The sequence below is a fragment of the Rhodococcus sp. NPDC059234 genome, assembly GCF_042754225.1.
Classification (GTDB): domain Bacteria; phylum Actinomycetota; class Actinomycetes; order Mycobacteriales; family Mycobacteriaceae; genus Rhodococcus_G.
This window is the reverse complement of sequence record NZ_JBHZAH010000018.1, coordinates 21305-45570: the sequence shown is the minus strand read 5'-3', so window position 1 is coordinate 45570 and position 24266 is coordinate 21305. Positions and strand designations below refer to the sequence as shown.

The following is a 24266-nucleotide window of genomic DNA, read 5'->3' as shown; positions in this document are numbered from 1 at the left end:
TCTCACTATTCGATGACAGCAGCGGCGGCCAAATTATTCCCTGACCGGCTCTGCGCTGCGGCCCACAGCCGGTCGTAGGGGCCGCCCGAATGGCGTAGTTCGGCGTGCGTTCCGCACTCGACGACGGTCCCCCCGTCGACCACCACCACGAGGTCGGATCGCGCGGCGGTCGCCAGCCGGTGCGCCACCACGACGGCGGTGCGGGTGCGGGTGAGCAGACGGCTCGCCTCGAGCACGGTGCGCTCGGTTGCCGGGTCGAGGGTCGCGGTGGCCTCGTCGAGCAGCAGCAGGTCCGGGTCGACCAGTTCGGCACGGGCCAGCGCGATGAGCTGTCGCTGCCCGGCGGACAGTCCCTGTCCGCGCTCGCCGATCGGTGCGAACATGCCGCCGCGCAGCTCGGCGATCGTGTCGAGCGCGCCCACCGCCCGCGCAGCGGCGACGATCTCGGCCCGGGTCGCGTCGGGTCTGCCGTAGGCGATATTGCCGGCGACGTCGCCGGAGAACAGGTGCGCCTCCTGGGGGACCACGCCGAGCCGGGCCCGGTACCGGTGCAGCGGATAGCCGCGGAGATCGACCCCGTCCACGCGCACCGAGCCGTCGGTGGGGTCGTAGAAGCGGGCGAGCAGCTTGACCACCGTCGACTTGCCCGCGCCGGTCCGGCCCACCAGCGCCACCGTCGTGCCGGCCGGGATCCGAAGGTTCACTCCGCGCAGCGCGTCCGTGTCGGCGCCGCGGTAGCGGAATGTCACGTCGTCGAAGGCGACGTCGCCGCGCAGGTGCCCGGTCAGCGGCACGGTGTCGGACTGTGTCGCGGTCTCGATCGAGCTCGGGGTCCGGAGCAGGTCGCCGATCCGCCGCAGCCCGACGGTGGCCTGCTGATAGCCGTCGAAGACCTGCGAGAGCTGCTGGATCGGACCGAACAGCAGTCCGAGGTAGAGGACGAACGCGACGAGGACACCCGAGGTGGTCTCGCCGTTGGCGACCCGGGTTGCGCCGACGAGGACCACCGCGGCCAGTGCCAGATCCGAGAGCAGGGTGATGAACGGGAAGAAGACGGAGATGGCGCGTTGCGACCGCATCCGGCTGCGCCGGTAGCTGTCCGCGCGCTCGGCGAAGCGTTCGGCCGCGAAGTCCTCGCGTCGGTAGGCCTGCGCCGCCCGCAACCCGGCGATGTTCTCCTGGAAGTCGGCGTTGACGATCGAGATCCGTTCGCGCGAGACCGAGTACGCAACCGAGGACACCTTGCGGAAGATCAAGGTGGCCACCAGCAGCGGTGGCACCGCGGCCAGCGCGACGAGGGCGAGCACCGCGTCGGTGACCAACAGCGCGATCGAGATGCCGACCACGGTCAGCACGCTGACCACCGCGGTGGACAGTCCGGTCTGCAGGAACGACGAGAGGGCGTCGACGTCGGTGGTCATCCGGGTCATGATCCGGCCTGACAATTCGCGTTCGTAGTAGTCGAGGCCGAGGCGTTGCAGGTGGGCGTAGCTGCGCACGCGGAGTCCGTACAGCACCCTCTCGCCCGCCCGCGCCGTGATCACCGTCATCAGCGCGACCACCAGCCAGTCGGCTGCGACCAGCGCCGTGCCCGCCGCCGTCGCCCACCACAGCATGGACGGCTGGTCCGGTGCGACGCCACGGTCGAGCGCGAACCGGACGATCGAGGGGAACAGCACGTTCGCGAGCGAGTCCAGTGCCAGGCACGCCACCACCGCGGCGAGGATCCACCGGACCGGGCGCAGCAGGGTCGCGAGCCGGAATCCCGGGTCCGGCCGGATCAGTTCGGCATCGTCCATGTCCGGCTGCTCGGTCGCCGGTGGCAGAGCGTTCACTGCCGCCCGTAGTTCCGGGGTCGCGGCCACGTCGCCGAGCGCGCCCGCGACCGGACCCCCGCCGCCCCGCCCGCCGCCGGGCGTTCCGGTGGCGCGGGCTGCGCTGCCCGCGGGAACGGCATCGGAGACCGTCGCGTCGAACGCCGAACCCGGCACGGTGTCCGGCCACAGCAGGGCCTCGGACGGTTCGGGCCGGTCGGGCAGCGGCGCCGGGTCGACCGTCTCCGTCCCGTCCGAGTCGGGATCGGGGTCGGCCAGCAGCGCGCGGAACAGCGGGCAACGCTCGTCGAGCTCGGCGACCGTCCCGGTGTCGACGACCCTGCCGTCGTCGAGGACGGCGACCCGGTCGGCGAGGGTCAGGGTGGAGCGCCGGTGCGCCAGGATGAGGGTGGTGCGGTCGCGCCGGCACCGCAGGGTGTCGAAGATCGCGGCCTCGGTTTCGGCATCGACCGCGGAGGTCGCGTCGTCGAGGATCAGCAGGCGCGGGTCGACCAGCAGGGCGCGGGCGAGCGCGACGCGCTGGCGTTGCCCTCCGGACAGGGTGAGCCCGCGTTCCCCGACCACGGTGTCGTAGCCCTCGGACAGCGCCTCGATGAACTCGTCGGCCTGGGCCATCCGCGCGGCGGCGCGGATCTCCTCGGCGCTGGCGTCGGGTCGGCCGAGCGCGATGTTCGCGGAGACCGTGTCGGAGAACAGGAACGGTTCGTCGAAGGCGAGGCCGACCGCCTCGCGCAGTTGGTCGGCGCGCAGCGACGCGACGTCGAACGTCGCGCCGTCCACGGTGAGGCCGATGGTGCCGTCGCTCGGTGCGTAGAAGCGGGGGAGCAGCAGCGACAGCGCGGTCTTGCCGGATCCGGCGCGCCCCACGATCGCGACCGTCTCGCCCGGCCCGAGGTCGAGATCCAGCCCGCGCAACACGTCACGTTCGGGCTCGAACCCGAAGGTGACCCCGCGCAGTCGCACCCCGACCGGTCCGGCGGGCAGGGTGACCGGGTGCGGCGGGTCGGCGACGGCGGGCTCGGTGTCGATGACCTCGTAGACGCGCTCGACCGCCGCCCGCGACAGCTGCGCCATGATGACCACCGAGGACAGGAGCCGGGCCACGTTCGACATGGTCGCGACGTAGGTCGCGAAGGCCAGGAACGTGCCGACGGTGATCGCGCCGTTCAGCGTGAGGAGGCCGCCGAGTGCGATCACCGCGACCAGTCCGAGCTGCGGTAGCGCGGCCATGGTCGGGGCGAACCGGGCGTTGATCCGGGCCGCTCGCAGTCGCTGCGCGTAGAGGGTCCGGCCGAGGTCCTCCAGTCGCTCGACCGCCCTGGCCTCCTGGCCGAATCCCTTGACCACCCGCACCCCGGTCACCGTCTCCTCGACGTGCTGGGCGAGGTCGGCCGCGCACTGCTGGGCGGACCAGGTCGCGGCGAACAGTGTCGGTCGAATCCGCCACACGACCAGTGCCACCGCCGGGACGACGAGCAGCGCGACCACGGTCAGCAGCGGCGACAGCCACGCCATCACCACGATGGCGAGCACGAACTGGATCAGCGCCCCCGCGGACAACGGCACCATCGCGAGCAGACCCTGCACGAGTTGCAGGTCGGTGATCGAGCGGGAGACCACCTGCCCGGTCCGGATCTGGTCCTGGCCGACCCCGTCGAGGCGCTGCAGCGAGCCGAGCAGGCCGAGTCGCAGGTCGTGCTGGACGTCGAGGGACAGTCGCCCGGCGAGCATCCGGCGGCCGAACTGGCAGCCGAACCGCACCACGGCCAGCGCGGCGATGGCAGCCGCGACGACCGCGATCACCTCGGTGGCGCCGGTGCTCGCATCGTCGACCGCGATGCGGGTCAGCAGCGGAAAGGTGATGTCGATGACCGCGGCGACCAGGGTCACCACCAGCGCGCCGACCGCGACGGAGCGGTGTGCCAGGCATTCGGCTGTCAGGCGCCGAATCCAGCCGGGGTGACTCGTGGTGGTGGGCATCGCAATCCACGTTAACCCCGCACCCTGACAGTGGTGGGCGGGGGCGGTTCGCCGCTAGGTGACGTCGCGACTGCGGGTGCTCCACCAGCCGAGACCGGCGGCGAGCGCGGCCCAGCCGATCAGCGCCGCCGCGGCAGGCAGCCACGGTGCGAAGCCGTCGATGCCGGAGGCGGAGTCGGCGGCGATCGTGGCCCAGGTGGCGGCGCCCGGCAGCCACTGCGGCAGCGACGGCACGCCGAGGCCGAAGAGGATGGCGGTCACGATCAACTCGCCCATCGGGTACCAGACGACGAGGGCGATCGCGGCGCCGATCGACGAGCGCAGCAGCAGGCCGAGCCCCGCGCCGATCAGTGACCATGCGACACCGGCGAGCAGGCCCGCGCCCAGCATCGCGAGGACACTGCCGGTCAGCTCGAACCCGTCGCCCGCGAAAACGACCATGCAGGCGACAGCGACGATCTCCACCAGCAGTGTGTACGCCGCTCCGAATCCCGCCGTCACGATCAGCTTGGCGGCGACCACACCGTCCCGGCCCCTGGCAGTGAGGAAGGTGGGTGTCAGTGTGCTGTGCCGAAACTCGGTGCCCGCGTTGAGTGCGCCGAACAGGCCGGCGAACAGCACCACGGACGCGACCGAGACGAACAGCCCGACCGAGGCGGCGCCGCTGGACAGGTCGGAGCCGAAGGAGTCGATGCCGTCGGCCATCGCGGCGTAGATGGACGCGGCGAACAGTGCGACGGCCACCGGGGCCAGGGCCAGTGCCCACCAGAACCGGAGGGTGGTCACCTTGCGCAGTTCGCTGGTCAGGAGCGCGGTCATCGGGGTCCTCCGAACGGGTCGGTCCCGTACCCGGTGGGCGGGGGACCGTAGTGCTGGGCGGCGTACTGGCCGGCCGTCATGGACAGGAAGACCTGCTCGAGATCGACCGGCTCCGTTGTGGATCCGAAGATGGTCACGCCCGCGGATTCGGCGATCCCCGCGACCACCTGCTCGACGGCGCCGCGCACCGCGAGCCTGCCGTCGGGCAGCACCTGGGCGTCGGTGAATCCCGCGGCGCCGAGGGCCAGGGCGAGCCGAGCCGGATCGGATGCCGCCACCAGGACCCGGGCGCTGTGCGTGCGCCGGAGTTCGTCGATCCCACCCTGGTAGACGAGGGTGCCGCGGTTGACGATGACGAGTCGGTCCACCGTCTGCTCCACCTCGCGCAGGATGTGACTCGACACGAGCACGGTGCGGCCGGATTTGGCGAAGGCGCGCAGGAAGTCTCGCAGCCAGGCGATGCCCTCGGGGTCGAGGCCGTTCGCGGGCTCGTCGAGAACGAGGATCTGCGGATCGCCCAGCAGCGCGGTGGCGAGCGCCAGGCGTTGACGCATGCCGAGCGAGAAGGTGCCCGCCCGTTGCCGCGCGGCCTGTTCCAGCCCGACCAGCGCGAGGATCTGCCGGGCGCGCTCGTCCGGGATGCCGATCGCCGCCGCGTACACGAGCAGGTGCCCGAGTGCAGTTCGGTTCGGGTGCAGGCTGAGCGAGTCCAGCACCGCACCGACGGTCCGGCCGGGCTGCGGCAGCGCGGCGAACGGCAGTCCGGCGACCGTCGACCGCCCGGACGTCGGCTCGATCAATCCGAGCAGCATGCGCAGGGTGGTGGTCTTGCCTGAGCCGTTCGGTCCGATGAACCCGGTGATCGACCCCGTCGGCACCGTGAAGGACAGGTCGGAGACGGCGTGAACCGTGTTGAACTGCTTGCTCAGACCGATCGCCTCGACGGCCGGACCCGCGCTCGCGTCGCTCATGGACTGACCTCCCTGCCGTACCCGACCGATCGCGCCCACCCTATCGGTCGGGTACGGCACGCGGCGGCTACGCGGACAGGTTCAGCGCAGCGGCCAGCGCGGTCAGGGCCGGCACCCCGTCGCCGTCGGCGGGCAGCACCTGGATCGCCACGTGATCTGCGCCCGCGGTGAGGTGCTCGGTCAGGCGTGCCGCGATGGACGCGGCGTCGCCGTGCGCGACGAGTGCGTCGACGACGCGGTCGCTGCCGCCGTTTCCGAGTTCCTTCTCGGTGAATCCGAGCCGGACCAGATTCGAGACGTAGTTCCGCAGGTGCAGGTACGGGTTCTCCACGGCGGCGCGGCCGATGGTCCGGGCGGACGCGGGGTCCGTGCTCAGCACGACCTTGTGCTCGGGGGCGAGAAGTGTTCCGGCGCCGAGGACTTCGCGAGCCTGCCGGGTGTGCTCGGGAGTGGTCAGGTACGGGTGGGCGCCCGCGGACCGTTCGGCGGCGAGCCGCAGCATCTTCGGGCCCAGGGCCGCGAGCACTCGCCGGCTGGCGGGCACTCCCGCCGCGTCGAGGTCGTCGAGGTACGACACCACGACCTCGTAGGGCTTGGCGTACACCTCACCGTGCGCCTCGCGGTGACCGACGCCGACCCCGAGCAGGAACCGGCCCGGATGCCGCGCCTCGAGTCGGTGGAAGGACTCGGCGACCTCGCCGGCCGGTGCGGACCAGACGTTGGTGATGCCGGTGGCGACGGTGAGCGTCTCGGTCGCGTCGAGCGCCTCCTCGGCGATGCGCAGGTCGGCAGGCGGCGAACCGCCGAGCCACAGCGTGCCGTAGCCGAGCCGCTCGACCGTGCGCAGATAGTCGGGTGTCAGTCCGTAGGCGTGACGCCACACGCCGATTCGTCCGAGGTCGGGGGTCTGCTCGATCACAGGCATGGGTCTCCTCGCGTTGGTGTGATCTGGGTAACGGCCGCCGGCTGCGTTTCATTCCGGCAGCTGATTGGGCCCTTCCGCGGCGGCCGTAGCCTGCAGGACATGGTGCCGCCCGAGGACAGTCGTCGATTCCTGGTGCTACGAGCGAGTCTCGCACTGGCCGTCGCGATGGGCCTCGGCCGATTCGCGTACACGCCGATTCTGCCCCTGATGGAGTCCCAGGCGGGCCTGAGTTCGGAGTCGGCCGCGACGCTGGCCACCGCGAACTATCTCGGGTACCTGACCGGTGCGGTCGCCGCGATCTTTGCCCATCGACTCACCGGAAGCCGGCTCTCGCTCCGACTGTCGCTGATGGTTCTGGTCGGCACGCTCGTCCTGATGACGGCGACAGAGTCGGTCGGCTGGTGGATGGTGCTCAGGTTCGTCGCGGGTGTGGCCAGTGCGGCGATCTTCGTCTTCACCGCTCGGGTCGCGCACCACGAGGTCGCATCCGGAGGGGACGGGGCCGGGTGGGTGTTCGGCGGCGTCGGCGGCGGAATCACGTTGTCGGGGTTGGCGATTCTCGCACTGGGCTCCGGCGCGGACTGGAGGGTGGGCTGGCTGGTGGTGGCCGGCCTGGCCGCTGCCCTGATACCCGCGGCATGGACGTTGCCTGCTGGGCGGGCGAGTGTGCCCGCGCCAGGTGACAACTCGACGGCCTCCCCGCCCGGATCCAGGCGGGCGTTCGGCTGGCTGATGGCCGCGTATTTCTGCGAGGGCGTCGGCTACATCGTGTCGGCGACCTTCCTGGTCGCCGCGGTCGCGTCGGTCGGAACGCAGAGCTGGCTCGGCGGTGCGGTGTGGATCGCGGTCGGGCTGGCCGCTCTGCCGTCGTGCGTGGTGTGGATCAGGCTCTCGCGCAGGCACTCCCGGGTGGCGATGATGGCGGTCGCGCTGGCGGTGCAGGCGGTCGCCGTCGGCGTGTCGGCGGTGTCGGGTTCGGCGGTGGTGCAGCTGATCGGGGCGTTGTGCTTCGGCGGCACGTTCATGGGGATCGTGATGCTGGCGCTCGGCGAGGGCGCGGCGCTGGTGGGCCCGCGGGCGGCGGCGATCGGTACCGCGGTCTACGGGCTGGGTCAGGTGGTCGGGCCGATGATGGTGGCGCCGCTGCTGGGGCGGGGCTACTCGTCGGCACTGGTTGTCGCGGCAGGGGTGCTCGCGCTCGGGGTGGTGTTCATGGTGCCGTTGCTGCGGTCGAGTCGGGAGCCGGTCCTGTCGGGATCCGGCTCGCGCTGACGACGTTGGTGCGCGGCCTCGTCGGGATCCGGGAGGGCGTGCCTGCCCGGTCCCCGTCGGACGAGATCGTCCGCGTCGGTCCCGGCCAGCCGGTGCATCCGCGGGTCAGTGCACCATGTATCCGGCCCTGTGGAACTCCGTCGTAACGGTCGGCCGAACATCGTCCAGCGCCGAGGAATTGAGCAGGGACACCCACTCACCGTCGTCGTCGACGACGATGGTGCCGTCCATGCGTGCGGCAAACACATCGATGAGTCCACCAAGCGGGTTGTGGATGACTGCGCCGTACTCGTAGGAAGTCCCGTCGTCGCCTGCAAGCGGTGGGTCGAGCCGATAGAGGCTGGTTTCGGAAGCGGTATCGACTGCGACAGCGGTGGTGGTCAGCTTTGCGACACCCATGGAGGTCCTTCCTCTTCGGTGCTCGGGCTGCCTTCATGCGGTTGTGTGCACGATTGGGCACATCACGCGATGCGGGCCACGCAGGTTGACGGCGACCGGCAAACTACCCACTGACATACCTATTTCCCGCGCACTCGACACCCCGGTGCCCGAGGTCGCCTGACGATCCACGGCAAGAGTGTGCGTCTGCGCGGGATGCGCGCCGACCTGCGGCCGCGGACGCCCGAGTCGGGGCGTCCGCGGCCTGCGAACTACCTGCCGAGCATCGCGTTCATCTGCTCGATCTCGGCCTGCTGGCCGGCGATGATCTTCCCGGCGAGCTCTCGCACCTGCTCGCTCTGGCCGTCGGTCTGGATCTGCTTCGAGGAGTCGATCGCGCCCTGATGGTGCGCGATCATCATCTCCAGCCAGGCGCGGTCGAACTCTGCTCCCGTGGCGTTCTCCAGCTGCGACATCTGCTCAGCGGACATCATGCCGCCCATGTCGCCGCTCATGCCGTGCGCGGAGTGATCCATGCCTGCCGGCATGGTCGGCATGCCCCACTCGGCCAGCCAGCCGGACATCTGCTCGATCTCCGGGTCCTGGGCGGCCTTGATCTGACTCGCCAGGGCGAGCAGCTGCGCGTTCTGGGTGCGGCCCTCGGCGAGCGCGGCCATCTCCACCGCCTGCTGATGATGCGGGATCATCATCTGCACCCATGCGATGTCGGCCGCATTGTGGCTGGCAGCGGAGGCGGGTGCCGACATGCCGGTGGACATCGGCATCGAATTCATCGAATGGCCGGAGCCCGCGTCGTCGTTCGAGCAGCCCGCGACGAGGGCAGCCGCAGCCGCCGCGGCGGCGATCAGTCCGGCGGTCTTGGTTCGCGTATTCATTGTTGTTCCTTGCTTTTTCGCTGTGCATGAGTGGTTGGGTCCGGCTGCGCACGGGCGCAGTGGACCTGTCACACCCGCAGAATGCTCAGGAGCGCAAGGCGATTCGAGGTGGCGCGGGCAAACGGTGGTCCGCGAACCGAACCTGCGGTGACGCGGCGCAGCATTCCGGTGCGCGAAACGGTGGCGGGCGCGAGTCCGAGCAACACCAGTGTGAGGAGCAGCAGCGTGCCCGCGAGCAGGATCGCGAGGCAGGCCTGGAGCATGTGGTGATCGCCCGTATGGCCGGTCGGTGTGTGATTGCCCGAGTAGCCCGCGGGGGTGTGGTCGCCGGACACCGAGTCGGCGACCATGGCGACCGCGTGCTCGGCAGACATCGCGGCCGGCGCCGCGGATGCCGCCACGTGATGCATCGTCAGTATCCCGAGGACCACCGCGACCAGCAGGACCGCGCGCGAGAGCCCGGCTCGGCGAGCGTCAGGGCGGCGATCCATGGCATCCACCATACCCCCGGGGGGTCAGGAGGTGAGGGCGTGCTGCCAGTGCGCGGGTGCTGGTCCGAACGCGTCTCTGGCGTTGTTCACCACGCCCTTGCCGATCGTTCGGTTGCCTACCCCGCCGATCGCCGCGCCGATACCCGCGGGAACCAGTTTGCCGAGAATCAGTGCGCTGCGACGCGCGGCGTACTTGGTGACGAACTTGCGCAGCAGGGTCTGGTTCATCCCGGTCATCGTCGGCGTCGGGATCCGGTTGGTGATGAGCGAGCCCCAGTTCTTGGCGGTCGTCCCCACCGCCTTCTCCACGATCTCCATGCCCGAGGCGCCGAGCGCCACCGCGAGCACCAGGGCGCGGCGCTGCTCGTGCCGATCGACCGGGATGCCGTGCACCGAGGCGATCGCCAAGGTGAGCAGGGCGGAGGCCTCGAGGAAGAAGACGGATTCGGCGCCGACCGCCGCGATCGACCCGACCGTGCCGACACCGGGAACGGCTGCGGCCGCGCCGACCGCGCCGCCACTGCCGGTCACCGCGGTCAGGAACATGCGCTCCATCCGCTCGACGATCCGCTGAGGGCTCTCGTCCGGGTGCGCTCGACGGACGCGCTCGACGTACCTGTGCACCGCCGGACCCTGCAGTTTGGCACCGTTGTCGAGCAAAGAGACGATGACCTGCTCGATGCGTCCCAGCTTGTCCGCCATCGATTCTCCCCTTCGTCGCGACCGCGCCGTCTGCGGCCGAACTCCCTACTAACGGTCGAGTGTCCCGGCTTTGTTCCGCCAGTCACGACAGTGGTTCCTGGATGCGACGCGGATCACTGCCTACGCTGAATCCGTGGCCGGTGTGTCGGACGGAATGCGGGCGTTGCCCGCCGCCCGGCTGCGGCCGTACCTCGCGCCGTACGAGGGCTACCGGCTGGCAGGGTTCGAACCCGGCACCCATCTGGGACTGCCCGCACCCTTCCTCACGGTGGTGGTGGCGCTCGACGCCCCGCTCGAGATCGCGAGCGCCGCCCACCCGGGGCAGGCGCCGGGGCACTGGGATGCGCTGGCCAGCGGAATTGCGACCACGCCGGTGACCATCGCGCACGACGGAAGGCAACACGGTGTGCAGCTTTCGCTGACGCCGGCGGGTGCCCGCGCGTTGCTCGGGGTGCCGACTGCCGCGCTCGGGGCCTGGATCGTCGGACTGGGCGAATTGTTCGGCGCCGACGCCGCCGAGATCGGCGACCGGATCGCCGCCACCGAGTCCTGGGCGGACCGGTTCGCGATCCTGGACGAGGTCCTCACCCGTCGGCTGCGCGACGACCCGATCGACCCGCACCTGACCCAGGCATGGCGGTTGCTGGTCGCGGGTGACGCCCGCGTCGGCGACGTCGCGCGTGAGGTGGGCTGGAGCCGCCGGCACCTGGTGGGACGGTTCACCGCGGAGTTCGGCGTCACGCCCAAGGACGCGGCGCGGGTCGCCCGTTTCCATCGCTCGCACCAGCTGATGCGAGCGCGGCCCGACGTCTCGTTGGCCGACGTCGCGGCGCGCTGCGGCTACTACGACCAGGCGCACCTGGCCCGCGACTGGCGCGATCTCGCGGGCAAGCCGCCCTCGCGGTGGCGGGCCGAGGAACTGTTCACATTCGTCCAAGACGACGGGCAGGCCGAGAGCGCACTGTCGGAGGTATGACGATGCAGAGTGATTCGACACGGACCGAGACCGTCGTGTGGCCCACCCTCACCTACGCCGATGCACGAGCGGCGATCGCCTTCCTCGTCGAGGCCTTCGGGTTCGTCGAGGCCGCCGTCTACGGCGAGGGGGACAGGGTCGATCATGCCCAGCTCGACTGGCCCGCGGGCGGCGGCGTCATGCTCGGCAGCCATCGAGCCGACTCGGTGCTGGCCGACCGGCCGGTGGGAACCGGCTCGGTGTACATCGTCGTCGAGGATGCCGACGAGCTCTGTCGGCGGGCCGTCGCGGCCGGCGCCGTCGTCGTCAAGGGGCTGACGGACGAGGACTACGGTTCGCGCGGCTTCACCGTCCGTGACCCGCAGGGCGTGATCTGGAGCTTCGGGACCTACGCGGGGGAGTGAACCGGCACCCAGTCCGCCGCCGGCACCACCTCGGCGGGCTTCGGCGGCGGGGGCGGGGTGCCGTCGCCGAACGGTCTGCCGCCCAACGACTCCCGGCCGTGCGGTGTGAGCCAGTTCGCCAGGTCCGGACCGTTGGGCACGATCTGCGTCGGGTTGATGTCGGTGTGCACCACGTAGTAGTGCTCCTTGATCTGCGTGAAGTCGACGGTGTCGCCGAAGCCGGGCGTCTGGAACAGGTCACGGGCGTACGCCCACAGGACCGGCATCTCGCTGAGCTTGCTGCGGTTGCACTTGAAGTGGCCGTGGTAGACGGGATCGAAGCGGACCAGCGTGGTGAACAGTCGGACGTCGGCCTCGGTGATGGTGTCGCCGACCAGGTATCGCTGGCCGGACAAACGGTCGGTCAGCCAGTCCAGCCGGGCGAACAGACGGTCGTACGCGAGATCGTAGGCCTCCTGCGAGCCGGCGAAACCGCAGCGGTACACGCCATTGTTTACGTCGCGGAAGATCAGATCGGCCACCTCGTCGATCTCCGCTCGGAGGTGCTCGGGGTACAGCTTCGGCGCACCCTCGCGGTGGTACCGAGTCCATTCGGTCGACAGGTCGAGGGTGATCTGCGGGTAGTTGTTGGTCACCACCTGGCCGGTCGGGACGTCGACGACGGCGGGCACGGTGATGCCGCGCGGGTAGTCGGGGAAGCGGGCGAAGTAGGCGTCCTGCAGTCGGGGGATCTTCAACACCGGGTCGACCCCGCCGGGGTCGAGGTCGAAGGTCCAGCTCCGCTTGTCGTGGGTGGGGCCGCACATCCCCATGGAGAGCACGTCTTCGAGGCCGAGCAGTCGCCGGACGATGATCGCGCGGTTGGCCCACGGGCAGGCGCGCGCGACCACCAGTCGGTACCGGCCCGGCTCGACGGGGTAGCCGTCCCGGCCGTCGGCGGTGATCCGCGACTCGATGTAGCGAGTGTCGCGGGTGAACTCCTTGCCCGATTCGACGTATGCGCCGGTGGTGCTGTTCTCGTCGGTCACTGTGCATCGACTCCGATCTGGTTGCCGCCCGTCGGCCGATGCAACGTTACGTCGCGCGGACCGTCGCCACCGTGATCGAACCGAACTCCTCGTAGCCGAGCCGCGCCGCGAGCCGCCGTGAGGCGATGTTCTGGGAGTAACTGAGCCACTGCGGGATCAGGCCCTCGTCGATGGCGTCGTTGGTGGCCAGCCGGCCGACCACCGCGCCGTGACCCTGCCGTCGTTGTCCGGGCGCGGTCAGCACGCCCATCCGCGCCACGATTCCCTGCCACTCGTCGTACGCCGCGCCCGCGCGCGCCGCGGCGGTGTCGTCGACGAGGGTGAACCAGTGCCGCCTGCCGGTCAGGTCGGCCTCCGCGACGTCGTCGGGTGGGCACAGCGACTGCAGCGCGAGGACGTGCTCGAGGTCGTGCGAAATCACCGGTTCCTCGGCGCCGATGTCGGTGCCGATCTCGCCCGCGTACGACAGGATGCGTGGCCCCGAGCAACTGCCGCCGCGGTCCTTCGTGAGGTCGAGCAGCGCGGCCGGGCGGCCGAGCGAGTCGTCGTCGAGTCCGGCGGCCCGGTCGAGGGCCCAGGCCGGCCCGACCAGCGCGCTGGCTTCGCCGAGCCGCAGGAACCGCACCTGCCCGGCGGCCTCCTCGACGCGCACGACCCGGGCGCCGGGGACGGCGAGTGCGCTGTCGGGCAGGCCGAGCTCCCGAGACCAGGCGAGGGCGACGATGTCTGTTTGGTGCGGATCCACACCGGTCACGCTAGCGCGGCCTTGCCGCGCCGCTGTTCCACGCCGTATATTCCATCTGGACTAATTGGCTCGGGGGCATGTCGGGGGTGAATGCATGGCGGCACAGTTGACGCCCCTCGCGATCACGGTGCTGGCGCTGCTCAACGAGCGCGACATGCACCCGTACGAGATGTACCAACTGCTCGTACAGCGGCGCAGCGATCGGCTCGTCAAGCTGCGTCCGGGCTCGCTCTATCACACCGTCGACCGGCTCGAGCGCGACGCGATGGTGACCGTCGTCGGCACGCAGCGCGACGGCAATCGGCCGGAACGCACGCTCTACGCCGTCGCGGACGAGGGCCGGGCCGCGCTCAAGGCCCGGATCGCGGAGATGCTCGAGACGTCCGTGCGTGAGTTCCCGCAGTTCCCACTCGCGCTGGCCGAGGCGCACAATTTGGACCGGGACACGGTCGTGGAATTGCTCCGCGGCCGGATCGCGTTGCAGGAACAGGAACTCGACGAACTCGACGCGATTCGCGCCGTGCTCGTCGCAGAGGGGAAGCCGCGGGTGTTCTGGTTCGGTCTCGACTACCTGCGGACCGCGACGCGGACCGAGCTCGACTGGCTGCGGGCCACGGTCGCCGAGATCGACAGTGGCGAACTTCCCTGGCTCACACGAGAACTGCACAACCAGATGCTCATCCAACAGGCAAGGGGCTGACCGTGACCGAGATCGACCAGAGGGCCGCCATCAAGCAATGGCCGGCGATGTGGGCGCTGTGTCTGGGGTTCTTCATGATCCTCGTCGACTCCACGATCGTCGCGGTCGCGAACCCCGCGATCATGGAGTCCCTGCACACCGACATCAACAGCGTGGTCTGGGTGACCAGCGCCTACCTGCTCGCGTACGCGGTGCCGCTGCTGGTCACCGGCCGGCTCGGCGACCGGTTCGGACCCAAGAACCTCTACCTCGTCGGCTTGACGCTGTTCACCCTCGCCTCGCTGTGGTGCGGCCTTTCGGGCACCATCGAGATGCTCATCGTTGCCCGCGTGTTCCAGGGCTTCGGTGCCGCCATGATGACCCCGCAGACGATGGCCGTCATCACCCGAATCTTCCCGCCGGACAAGCGCGGAACCGCGATGGGCCTGTGGGGGGCCGTGGCGGGTGTGGCCACCCTGGTCGGCCCGCTGGCCGGCGGTGTCCTCGTCGACGGGCTCGGCTGGCAGTGGATCTTCATCGTCAACGTCCCGGTCGGCGTGATCGCCTTCCTCGCCGCGATTCGCTACGTCCCGACCCTCGAGACGCATTCGCACCACTTCGACATTCCGGGCGTGATCCTCAGTGCGCTGGGCATGTTCTTCCTGGTGTTCGGGTTGCAGGAGGGCAACAGCTACAACTGGTCGGGGCGGGTGTGGCTCTACATTGCCGTCGGCGTGGTGCTGCTGGTCGTCTTCGTCTGGTACCAGTCGTGGAACAAGAACGAACCGCTCCTGCCGCTGGGGCTGTTCAAGGACCGCAACTTCTCGCTCGCCAACGTCGCCATCACGTCGATGGGCTTCGCGATCACCGCCGTGGTGCTGCCGCTGATGTTCTACGCGCAGGCCGTCCGCGGGCTCTCGCCGACCGGATCGGCGCTGCTGATGGTGCCGATGGCGGTGCTCACCGGCGCGCTGGCCCCGAGCGTCGGCAAGCTGGTCGACCGAGTGCACCCCCGCTACATCGCGGCGCCGGGATTCCTGATGCTCTCGATCGCGTTCGGTTGGCTCGCGATGACGATGAAGCCGCACACCGCCATCTGGGAGCTGCTCCTGCCGATCGGTCTGATGGGTGTGGCGATGGCCTTCATCTGGTCCCCGCTGGCGGCGACCGCCACCCGGAATCTGCCGATGAGCGCGGCAGGCGCGGGTTCGGGTGTGTACAACACCACCCGGCAGGTCGGTGCGGTGCTCGGTAGCGCCGGCGTCGGCGCACTCATCACCTCGCGGTTGACCGCCAACGGCGTGCCCGCCGGTGGTGGACCGGAGGCGGGCGGGGCGCTGCCGAGCTTCATCGTCGACGGTTTCAGCACCTCGATGGCCCAGGCGGTGCTGCTGCCGGCCGCCGTGCTGCTGGTCGGATTCGTTGCCTCGCTGTGCTTCGCGCGTCCCGTCCGGGCGGGGGATCCGACCCCGGTCGACGCGGCGCCCGAGGTGGTCGAGGCCTGAGGGTCGGGCGGGTTCGGTTGTGGCAGGCTGACGCCATGACCGAACCCGTGAAGCCGACGCGACTCGAACGCAGCACCACCGAGGCGGGTGCGCAGATCGCCGTCCTCACCTTCGCGCACGGGCCGCTGAACCTGTTCGACCAGGCCATGTTCGACGCGATCACGGCAGACCTGGACGCTCTCACCGTCGACCCGCCGCGCGCGGTGCTGCTGCGCGCCGAGGGCAAGGTGGTCTCGGGTGGCGTGGACGTGCACGTCTTCGACGGCCTGTCCGCCGACGCGGGCGCCGAACTGTGGCGCACCCTGTTCGCGGAGATCGTCCACCGGATCGAGGCGCTGCCCTGCCCGGTGGTGTACGCCGCGCACGGGCTGACCCTGACCGCCGCGTTCGAGATCGCGCTGGCATGCGACATCATCCTCGCCGCACCGAGGGCGAAGTTCGGGCTGGTCGAGACCGTGGTCGGGCTGACCCCCTCGATGGGCGGGCCGCAGCGGCTGGCCGAGCGCGCCGGCTCCGGGCGGGCCCGCGAGTTCGTGATGACCGGCGACCTGTACGACGCCGCGACGATGGCGGACTGGGGCGTGGTCAACGCCCTGCACGAGGACGTCGACACCGCCGCCCGGGCACTGACCGCGCGCCTCGCCGACGGGCCCACCCGCGCGCACCTGGCGACCAAACGAATCATCGAGGCCTGGCGCTCCGGCGGTGTCGCACACGCGGATTCGATCACGCCGGAGGTGTCAGGGGCGTTGTTCGAGACCGACGACCTGCGCGGAGCGGTGCGCAGCTTCCTCGACGTGGGACCGGGGAAGGCCAGGTACTCCGGGCACTGAAGCGCCGGAGCGAGGCAGTGACCCAGGACACGTTCGAGCGCCTAGGGTGTGGTCATGTCTGATGAAGTCCTGGTCGAACGCAACGGCCGAATCCTGATCATCACCATCAACCGTCCCGAGGCCCGCAACGCGATCAACTCCGCGGTGAGCAACGGGCTCGCCGCGGCCGTCGACGAGCTCGACGACGACGCGGACCTCTCGCTCGCGGTGCTCACCGGCGCCGGCGGCAACTTCTGTGCGGGCATGGATCTCAAGGCCTTCGTCGCCGGGGAGAACGTGATCGCACCGGGCAAGGGGCTGGGCTTCACCGAGGCGCCGCCGCGCAAGCCGATCATCTCCGCCGTCGAGGGTTTCGCCCTCGCCGGCGGCACCGAGCTGGTGCTGGCCACCGACCTCGTGGTCGCGTCCAGCGAGGCACGGTTCGGCATCCCCGAGGTCAAGCGGGGGCTGGCCGCGGGTGCCGGTGGCCTGCTCCGTCTGCCCCAGCGGATCCCGTACCAGAAGGCGCTCGAACTCGCGCTCACCGGTGACAGCTTCACCGCCGAGGAGGCGTACCGGTACGGCTTCGTCAACCGGCTCACCGATCCGGGCAAGGCGCTCGACGGTGCGCTCGAGCTCGCCGAGCGGATCACGGCCAACGGCCCGCTCGCCGTCGCGGCGACCAAGGAGGTGATCGTCCGGTCCGCCGGCTGGTCCGCGGACGAGGCCTTCACCCGGCAGCTCGAACTCCTCGGCCCGGTGTTCGTCTCGGAGGATGCCCGCGAGGGCGCCCGTGCCTTCGCGGAGAAGCGCGCACCGGTCTGGAAGGGGCGCTAGTGCCACGCCGGGGAGCCCTGCTGGCGGTGCCGGCGCTGCTGGTTGCCGGGCTCCTCGGCGGCTGTTCAACGTCCGGGCCGGCACCGGAGACACCGGCGGACATCGCCGCCGACGGCTACGTCTACGGTGCGGCGCCGGTGACGCTGGCGCGGACAAGGGCGAACATGATCTGCCTGCTGCCGGTCAATCAGCTCTACAGTCAGGCGCAACTGTCGGGGCCGGATTCGCGGACGGTTGTCGCGCCGAACGTCGACACGCTGTATTCGATTGCGTGGCTCGATCTTCGGTCGGGTCCGGTCCTGCTCACCCACCCGGACATGGGGGAGCGCTACTTCGGATTCCAGTTCCTCGACATGTACACCAACGTGTTCGCGAACGTCGGCACCCGCGAGACCGGGTCCGGTGCCGGATCGCGACTGATCGTTCCGCCAGGCTGGACCGGTGTCGCGCCGGACGGGGCCGCGGTGATCGAGTCCCCGACCTGGGACGCGTGGATGATCGGCCGCACCCTGGTGGAATCCGCTGCCGACCTGCCTGCCGCCCGGGCCGTGCAGCAGCAGTACACGATGCGGGTGCTCGGCGGACCCGTCGCGGGTGCCCCGCCGCCGCTTCCGCAGACCGATTGCGGCAACAACCCGGCGCCGCAGGCGCTCGCGGCGTCCGGGCCGGGGTTCTACGACGAGCTGTCCGCGATACTCGCCGCGAATCCGCCGCCCGCCGCGGACCGGCCGCTGCTCGATCGGATCGCGACGGTCGGGGTGACGCCGGGGGCGCACCCGTCGCAGGGTCCGGCCGATCAGGTGGCGGCGCTGGCGACCGGCGTGGTGCGGGGCGACGCGCGGGTGACGGCACTGACGACGCGACCAGCCGACGAGGACGGGGCCTGGAGCTCGTTGCGCGCGGCGGGGCGCTACGGCACCGACTACCTGCTCCGCGCCCTGGTCGCGAAGATCGGCCTCGGAGCCAATGTGCCCGAGGAGTCGATGTACTACGTGGCCCGCTCCGGATCGGACGGCAGCGCACTGCGTGGAGAGCGCGGCTACCGGCTGCACTTCGCCGCAGACAGCCTGCCCCCGACCGATCCGCGCGGATTCTGGTCGGTCACGCTGTACGGGCCGGACATGTTCTTCGTGCCGAATGCTCTCGGCCGGTACGCGATCGGAGACCGGACGCCCGGGCTGGTGCGCGGGCCCGACGGATCGCTCGATGTGTGGATCGGCGAGACACCGCCCCCGTCCGGTCAGTCGAACTGGCTGCCCGCCCCGGCCGGGGAGTTCGTGCTCATGCTGCGGTCCTACCTGCCGACCGCACTGGACGCGGCACCGCCCGAACCCGAGTTGAAGGAGTAGAAATGCCCACCCCGCTGGCTGAGTTGCACATGCACATCGAGGGTTCCCTCGAGCCCGAGCTGATCTTCGAACTCGCGCAACGTAACAAGGTCGACCTGCCGTATCGAGACCTCGACGACCTGCGCTCGCGCTACGAGTTCACCGACCTGCAGTCGTTCCTCGACCTGTACTTCGCGAACATGACCGTGCTCCGCACCGCACAGGATTTCGCGGACCTCGCCCGGGCGTACTTCGCCCGCGCGGCCGAGGGCGGCGTCCGGCACGCCGAGATCTTCTTCAACCCGCAGGCGCACACCGTCCGCGGGGTGCCGCTGCCCGCGGTGCTCGAGGGCCTGGCGGACGCCGTCGGGGCGAGCGAGTCCGAGTTCGGGGTGTCCAGCGACCTGATCGCCGCGGTACTGCGCGACCGGCCGGTGCCGGAGGCCGAGGCGATGCTGGACGAGGTTCTGCGCCTTGACGTTCCGGTGCTCGGCCTGGGACTGGACTCCGCTGAGGCGGGCTATCCGCCGTCGCTGTTCGTGGACGTGTTCGAGCGGGCCCGCGCCAACGGACTGCACACGGTGGCGCACGCGGGCGAGGAAGGCCCGCCCGACTACATCCGGCAGGCGCTCGACCTCCTGCGGGTCGAGCGGATCGACCACGGGGTGCGCTGCCTCGAGGACGAGGAACTGGTCGCCCGGCTGGTCGAGGAGCAGGTGCCGCTGACGGTGTGCCCGCTGTCGAACGTGCGGCTGCGGGTGGTCGAGAACCTGGCACAGCACCCGCTGCGCCGGATGCTCGAGGCGGGTCTGCTGGTGACCGTGAACTCGGACGACCCCGCGTACTTCGGCGGCTACGTCGATGACAACTTCGCCGGCCTGCAGGCCGAGCTCGGCCTCACCGACGCGGAACGGGAGACGCTGGCGCGCAACTCGATCCACGCCTCGTTCGCGAGCGACGAGCGCAAGGCCGAGCTGCTCGGCGGGTAGCCCGCCGGGTCAGCGAACGAACCCGCTGCCCTGCACCCGGTGGGCGAGGGCGACCAGGTCGAGATCGCGCCCGGCGGGTCCGACCAGGGACAGCCCGACCGGAATCTTGTCCGCGGTCTTCAGGGGCACCGTGGCCGTGGGCAGTCCGGCGACGGTCGCGATGGACAACAGCATTCCGGTGCTGCGCATGGTGTTCGCGTACGTCTCGCCGCTGAGATCGCCGTCCGACTTGGCGGGGGCCGGTGTGGCAGTCGTCGGCAGCACCAACACGTTGTCGCCCAGGTAACTCCGCACCGCCGAGGCCGCGGTGTCGAGCTGTGTGCGGGCTCGCTGGTACGCCTCCTCGGACGTTCGGCTCGCGGTGGCGAAGGCCTCCCGGGCTTCGCTGCTGAGCCCGGACATCGTGCCGGACAGGAAGTCGCCGTGCTGTTTCCACGCCTCGTACCCGACGACGGTGGTCACGGCGTCGTACCAGTCCGGCAGGGCCGCGATGTCGAAGTCACGATCGGTCAGTGTGGGGAGGTCGGAGGTGCGCCACGAGGCCAGCGCCGTGGTGGTCGCGGCGAGCGCCCCACCGGTCGCGATGGCGTTCAGGCCGGGGGCCGTGACGGCCGTGGTGAGCTCCCGGGCCGGCGTCCGCGGAACCGAGGCGGTGACCGTCTTCTCGAGGACGTCGATGTTCGCGGTGACCCAGCCGACGGTGTCGAGTGTCGGGCTCAGCGGGAGCAGGCCGGTGGTGGGCACCGCGCCCCTGCTCGCGACAAAGCCGAACAGTCCCTGGTAGGCCGCGGGAATCCGGACCGACCCGCCGGTGTCGGCACCCAACCCGATCGACGCCGCGCTGCCGGCGACCGCGGCCGCGGCCCCGGACGTCGAGCCGCCCGGCAGGAGGGCCTCCGAGGCGACATTCGGTGGCGTCCCGTAGTGGTCGTTGACGCCGGAGTGGCCGTAGCCGAGGTCGTCGGTCTGCGCGAGGCCGGCGACCGTGGCACCCGCACCGAGCAGCCGAGCCACCGCTTCGGCGGTGCCGGCCTCGGTCGGGGCCTGGGCCAGCCACTGCGGACTGCCCGCGCCGATCTGCTGACCGGCGACCGCGAACAGGTCGGTCACCGCCACCGTCAGGCCGTCCAGGGCGCCGGCACCCGTCGAGGGGACCAGGGGTGCGCCCTGGACCCGCCACGTCGCCTTCTGGGCCGGGGTGGGAGAGGTGGGCGTGCCGCCGCCGGGCAGTGGGGGCACACCGGGGTTGGTTGCGTCGCTACAGCCGGCGAGCAGGGCGGCGCCCGCCACGCCCACCGCGAGAAAGCGTCGACGACTCAGATCGGCCATCACGTCAGGCTAGGTGGAGCGGCGCGGGCGATGCGGGTGACTCGCCGTGCGGGACGGGCTATCCCAGTACCTGGCGCAGGTAGTCGTTGTCGAACACCCGCTGCGGGTCGTACTTGTCCCGGACCGCGCAGAACTCGTCGAAGTGCGTGTAGGTGGGACGCAGATCCGCGGCGGTACGCGAGTGCATCTTGCCCCAGTGCGGGCGGCCGTCGACGGCGCGCGCGATCGCCTCGACCGCGTCGAAGTACTCGCGATGGTCGCGCCGGTGGTACTGGTGTACCGCGATGTAGGCGGAGTCGCGGCCGTTCGCCGTCGACATCCAGATGTCGTCGGCCGCGGCGAAGCGGACCTCGACGGGGAATGCGACCCGGAACTCCGAACGGGTGAACCAGGATTCGATCTCGCGCAGCACCTCGGGCAGGGCCTCGGCGGGCACCGCGTACTCCATCTCGCGGAATTTCACGCGGCGCGGGGAGGCGAACACCTGATAGCTGCGATCGGTGAACTCGCGGGCCGAGAGTGCACGCGAGGCGAGGTTGTTGATCTGCGGGATGACGCCGGGGAACCGGGTGGCCACGCGGTTGATGCCCTCGAACATGGTGTTGGAGAGCAGTTCGTCGTCGACGTAGCCGCGGACCTTGCCGATCGGGTTGACCGGGGTGTCGACGGGCAGCCGGGTGTTGCGCTTCGTCAGCACCCGGTCGGTGTGCGGGAACCAGAAGAACTCGAAGTGGTCGACGCCGCGAACGTCCTCGTCGAGCCGGGCCATCGTCTCGCTGAGCAGCGCGGGGGACTCGACCGCCCGCATCGTGTACGCGGCCTCGCAGTGCAGCGTGATCTTGGAGATGACGCCGATCGCGCCGAGTCCCAGGCGGGCGGCATTGAAGAGGTCGGGATTCTCGTCCGCGGAACAGGTGGTCACGCTGCCGTCGGCGAGAACCACCTCGAGCGCGCGAATCTGGGTCGCGAGGCCGCCGAACTTCGCGCCGGTTCCGTGGGTGCCGGTCGAGATCGCGCCGGCGAGAGACTGGACGTCGATGTCGCCGAGATTGGTCATCGCGAGACCGAGATCCCACAGTTTGGGATTCAGCTCGTGCAATCGGGTGCCGGCGAAAGCGGTGACGAGCGCGCCGGACGGCTCGGCGGGAACCACGGACTCGATGCCAGTCAGGTTGTCGAGGCTGATCATCACGCCGTCGGTGGCGGCGGCCGGGGTGAACGAGTGTCCGCCGCCGACGCACTTGACGTGCAGGCCTTCCGTCGCGGCTCGGGCGATCTCGGCACTGAGCTCGGCTACGGTGGCAGGCGTCGCGAAGCGGCGAGGGCTGGCGCTGGCGCTGCGCGCCCAGTTGTGCCACGTGTTCGAATCCATGTCGACACTATTCACCTGGACGACCGTCCAGGTCAACACCCTTACGCAAGTCCGGCTTCGGCGTTCTAATATCGTCGAATGCTGAATCGGCTTCCGGCGGACGAACGTCGCGCGCAACTCGTGGAGTCGGCGATGGGCATCGCGGAAAGGGGCGGAATCAGTTCCGTCACCATCCGTGCCGTCGCCGAGGACGCGGGGGTTTCCCTCGGGGTGGTCCACTACTGCTTCGACAGTAAGGAAGCACTGGTCGCCGCCATGGGTGAGGCGATCGTCCTGCAGCTCAGCGCCGCGCTCCGGTACGCGTTCGGCACCGCGCAGGGCGAGGGTGACCAGAGCGGGCTTCGCGGCCTGAAAGAGGTGCTGCACAGCGGCCTGTCCAATATGTGGCCGATCATCGAGGCGACCCCCGACCGTCAGCTGCTGACGTACGAGATCACCGCGTACGGGCTGCGACAGCAGGCGGCCGGAGCGGAGCTGGCCGGCGCCATCGCGGCGAAGCAGTACCACACGATGGACGACGAGGCGACGGCGTTTCTCGCGGAGACGGCGCGGTACACCGGAACGAAGTGGACCGAGCCGGTGGCGGACATCGCCCGGTTCTGCCTCGCGATCATCGACGGCATCGTGCTGCGGTGGCTCGTCGATCGCGACGGCGAGGCGGTGATCGCACAGCTCGACGACGCGGTGCAGACGATCGCGATGAAGGCGGTCGAGGTGAATTCCGCCCAATCCTGACATGGACACTCGTCCAATTCGGTGATTGACTCCCGTTCTGTGACCACCACCTCGGAACGACTGGATGCCATGCCCAGTGAATCGGCTACCCGCGAGCGGCTCGACGCCGCGACACGCCCGCTCGATCCGCCGCTGGCCGCGGTCGACCTGCCGGCGCTGCGGGCCAACGTCGCGGACCTGGCACGGCGGGCCGGTGGCACCCCGATTCGCGTCGCCAGCAAGTCGGTGCGCAGTCGGGCGGTGCTGGAGGAGGCGCTCGGCTCCGGGCTGACCGCCAACGGCGGCTTCCGTGGCGTCATGTCGTACTCGCTGCGCGAGGCGATCTGGCTCGTCCGCGCCGGCGCCCGTGACGTGCTGATGGGCTACCCGGTCACCGACCGCGGCGCGCTCGCTGAGCTGGCATCCGATCCGTTGCTGCTCGAGTCGATCACCCTCATGATCGACTGCCCCGAACATCTGGACGTGGTGCATGCGGCGGCGGGCAGTTCCGCGGTCCCGGCGCGGGTCTGCCTCGACGTCGACGCCTCGTTGAGGATCGGGCCGGTCCATCTCGGCGTCCGCCGCTCCCCGCTGCGCACTCCCGAGTCGGCCGCAGCGGTGGCGCGCGCGGCGAAGCGGCGCGGCTTCTCCGTGGTCGGAGTGATGTTCTACGAGGCGCAGATCGCCGGACTGCCGGACACCAGCGCGGCGGTCCGGCTCGTCAAGCGCGCGTCGGCGGCCGAGCTGTCCACCCGCCGCGGCCTGGTGGTCGACGCGGTCACCGCGATCGCCGGCACCCTCGAGATCGTCAACAGCGGGGGCACGGGCTCCCTGGAGGTCAGCTCCGCCGACCGGGTGGTCACCGAGGTCACCGCCGGCTCCGGGCTGTTCGTGCCGACGCTCTTCGACCGCTATCGCTCGTTCACGCCGCGACCTGCGATGTTCTTCGCGCTCTCGGCAGTCCGGCGGCCGACCCCGAAGATCGCGACCCTGTTCTCCGGCGGCTACATCGCGTCCGGTCCCGCGGGAGCCTCCCGGGTACCGACCCCGGTCTGGCCCGCCGGGCTCGCACTGCTCCGCAACGAGGGCGCAGGCGAGGTGCAGACCCCGGTCACCGGGCTCGCCGCCGGCGCGCTGCGGATCGGCGACCGGGTCTGGTTCCGGCACGCCAAGGCGGGCGAGCTGTGCGAGCGGTTCACCGACCTGCACCTCGTCGACGCCGACGGCACCCGGACCACCGTGCCCACGTACCGCGGCGAGGGGCAGTGCTTCGGCTGAG

23 protein-coding genes are annotated in these 24266 nt (G+C 70.5%); 11 read left to right on the top strand and 12 right to left on the bottom strand.

The window, feature by feature from the left end; genetic code table 11:
- Positions 1-5 precede the first annotated feature (5 nt).
- The 4 genes from ACFXGJ_RS06395 to ACFXGJ_RS06380 form a co-directional block, all read right to left on the bottom strand.
- The gene (locus tag ACFXGJ_RS06395; protein WP_378617506.1) at positions 6-3815 is read right to left on the bottom strand and encodes an ABC transporter ATP-binding protein; all 3810 of its coding nucleotides are present in this window, start codon (positions 3813-3815) and stop codon (positions 6-8) included.
- A 54-nt stretch (positions 3816-3869) separates the two neighbouring features.
- A complete protein-coding gene (locus tag ACFXGJ_RS06390) occupies positions 3870-4634 on the bottom strand; it encodes an ABC transporter permease (protein WP_378617505.1) in 765 nt (254 codons plus the stop codon).
- Positions 4631-5605, bottom strand: a complete 975-nt coding sequence (locus ACFXGJ_RS06385) for an ABC transporter ATP-binding protein (RefSeq protein WP_378617504.1) — start codon at positions 5603-5605, stop codon at positions 4631-4633. The genes ACFXGJ_RS06390 and ACFXGJ_RS06385 overlap by 4 nt, the downstream gene beginning before the upstream one ends.
- A gap of 67 nt (positions 5606-5672) precedes the next feature.
- Positions 5673-6530, bottom strand: coding sequence for an LLM class F420-dependent oxidoreductase (locus ACFXGJ_RS06380; protein ID WP_378617503.1), 858 nt, complete (start codon positions 6528-6530; stop codon positions 5673-5675).
- A gap of 99 nt (positions 6531-6629) precedes the next feature.
- Here ACFXGJ_RS06380 and ACFXGJ_RS06375 point away from each other — a divergent pair, with 99 nt between their 5' ends.
- Entirely contained in the window at positions 6630-7802 is a 1173-nt protein-coding gene (locus tag ACFXGJ_RS06375) for a YbfB/YjiJ family MFS transporter (RefSeq protein ID WP_378617502.1), read from the top strand.
- Positions 7803-7907: 105 nt separating this feature from the next.
- On the opposite strand, the gene ACFXGJ_RS06370 is transcribed toward ACFXGJ_RS06375, so the two are convergent.
- The 4 genes from ACFXGJ_RS06370 to ACFXGJ_RS06355 form a co-directional block, all read right to left on the bottom strand.
- Positions 7908-8201, bottom strand: coding sequence for a hypothetical protein (locus ACFXGJ_RS06370; protein WP_378617501.1), 294 nt, complete (start codon positions 8199-8201; stop codon positions 7908-7910).
- Positions 8202-8452: 251 nt separating this feature from the next.
- Entirely contained in the window at positions 8453-9076 is a 624-nt protein-coding gene (locus ACFXGJ_RS06365) for a DUF305 domain-containing protein (protein ID WP_378617500.1), read from the bottom strand.
- 68 nt (positions 9077-9144) lie between these two features.
- The gene (locus ACFXGJ_RS06360) at positions 9145-9567 is read right to left on the bottom strand and encodes a DUF6153 family protein (RefSeq protein ID WP_378617499.1); all 423 of its coding nucleotides are present in this window, start codon (positions 9565-9567) and stop codon (positions 9145-9147) included.
- A 24-nt stretch (positions 9568-9591) separates the two neighbouring features.
- Positions 9592-10269, bottom strand: a complete 678-nt coding sequence (locus tag ACFXGJ_RS06355; protein ID WP_378617498.1) for a hypothetical protein — start codon at positions 10267-10269, stop codon at positions 9592-9594.
- Positions 10270-10402: 133 nt separating this feature from the next.
- Between ACFXGJ_RS06355 and ACFXGJ_RS06350 the strand changes: the two genes are divergently transcribed.
- Together ACFXGJ_RS06350 and ACFXGJ_RS06345 are read left to right on the top strand one after the other, a co-directional pair.
- The gene (locus ACFXGJ_RS06350; protein WP_378617497.1) at positions 10403-11245 is read left to right on the top strand and encodes a helix-turn-helix domain-containing protein; all 843 of its coding nucleotides are present in this window, start codon (positions 10403-10405) and stop codon (positions 11243-11245) included.
- A 2-nt stretch (positions 11246-11247) separates the two neighbouring features.
- Positions 11248-11649, top strand: coding sequence for a VOC family protein (locus ACFXGJ_RS06345; protein WP_378617521.1), 402 nt, complete (start codon positions 11248-11250; stop codon positions 11647-11649).
- Here the strand turns inward: ACFXGJ_RS06345 and ACFXGJ_RS06340 are convergent.
- Positions 11634-12677 carry a glutathione S-transferase family protein gene (locus tag ACFXGJ_RS06340; protein ID WP_378617496.1) on the bottom strand — a complete coding sequence of 348 codons (1044 nt, stop codon included), beginning with the start codon at positions 12675-12677 and terminating at the stop codon, positions 11634-11636. The two genes, ACFXGJ_RS06345 and ACFXGJ_RS06340, sit on opposite strands and share 16 nt — an antisense overlap.
- A gap of 46 nt (positions 12678-12723) precedes the next feature.
- The gene (locus ACFXGJ_RS06335) at positions 12724-13422 is read right to left on the bottom strand and encodes a GNAT family N-acetyltransferase (protein WP_378617495.1); all 699 of its coding nucleotides are present in this window, start codon (positions 13420-13422) and stop codon (positions 12724-12726) included.
- A 94-nt stretch (positions 13423-13516) separates the two neighbouring features.
- Between ACFXGJ_RS06335 and ACFXGJ_RS06330 the strand changes: the two genes are divergently transcribed.
- From ACFXGJ_RS06330 to ACFXGJ_RS06305, 6 genes are read left to right on the top strand one after another with little or no spacing between them, the layout of a single operon-like run.
- Positions 13517-14122 carry a helix-turn-helix transcriptional regulator gene (locus ACFXGJ_RS06330; RefSeq protein ID WP_378617494.1) on the top strand — a complete coding sequence of 202 codons (606 nt, stop codon included), beginning with the start codon at positions 13517-13519 and terminating at the stop codon, positions 14120-14122.
- Between the two features lie 47 nt (positions 14123-14169).
- Positions 14170-15606, top strand: a complete 1437-nt coding sequence (locus ACFXGJ_RS06325) for an MFS transporter (protein WP_378617520.1) — start codon at positions 14170-14172, stop codon at positions 15604-15606.
- A gap of 35 nt (positions 15607-15641) precedes the next feature.
- Positions 15642-16439 (top strand): enoyl-CoA hydratase/isomerase family protein, encoded by a 798-nt coding sequence (locus ACFXGJ_RS06320; protein WP_378617493.1) that lies wholly within the window; start codon positions 15642-15644, stop codon positions 16437-16439.
- A gap of 54 nt (positions 16440-16493) precedes the next feature.
- Entirely contained in the window at positions 16494-17255 is a 762-nt protein-coding gene (locus ACFXGJ_RS06315) for a crotonase/enoyl-CoA hydratase family protein (RefSeq protein ID WP_378617492.1), read from the top strand.
- On the top strand, positions 17255-18604 hold the full coding sequence (locus tag ACFXGJ_RS06310) for a DUF1254 domain-containing protein (protein WP_378617491.1): 1350 nt from the start codon (positions 17255-17257) through the stop codon (positions 18602-18604). Before ACFXGJ_RS06315 ends, ACFXGJ_RS06310 begins: the two co-directional genes overlap by 1 nt.
- Positions 18605-18606: 2 nt before the next feature.
- Positions 18607-19572 (top strand): adenosine deaminase, encoded by a 966-nt coding sequence (locus tag ACFXGJ_RS06305; RefSeq protein WP_378617490.1) that lies wholly within the window; start codon positions 18607-18609, stop codon positions 19570-19572.
- 9 nt (positions 19573-19581) lie between these two features.
- Here ACFXGJ_RS06305 and ACFXGJ_RS06300 read toward each other — a convergent pair whose 3' ends face one another.
- Together ACFXGJ_RS06300 and ACFXGJ_RS06295 are read right to left on the bottom strand one after the other, a co-directional pair.
- On the bottom strand, positions 19582-20901 hold the full coding sequence (locus ACFXGJ_RS06300) for an amidase family protein (RefSeq protein WP_378617489.1): 1320 nt from the start codon (positions 20899-20901) through the stop codon (positions 19582-19584).
- A 58-nt stretch (positions 20902-20959) separates the two neighbouring features.
- Positions 20960-22273: a D-arabinono-1,4-lactone oxidase gene (locus tag ACFXGJ_RS06295; protein ID WP_378617488.1), complete on the bottom strand. Its 1314-nt coding sequence runs from the start codon at positions 22271-22273 to the stop codon at positions 20960-20962.
- Between the two features lie 78 nt (positions 22274-22351).
- Between ACFXGJ_RS06295 and ACFXGJ_RS06290 the strand changes: the two genes are divergently transcribed.
- Both ACFXGJ_RS06290 and ACFXGJ_RS06285 read left to right on the top strand, forming a co-directional pair.
- Positions 22352-23008, top strand: a complete 657-nt coding sequence (locus ACFXGJ_RS06290) for a TetR/AcrR family transcriptional regulator (protein WP_378617487.1) — start codon at positions 22352-22354, stop codon at positions 23006-23008.
- 69 nt (positions 23009-23077) lie between these two features.
- Complete coding sequence (locus ACFXGJ_RS06285) at positions 23078-24265, top strand: amino acid deaminase/aldolase (RefSeq protein ID WP_378617519.1); 1188 nt, start codon at positions 23078-23080, stop codon at positions 24263-24265.
- Position 24266: the final 1 nt, after the last annotated feature.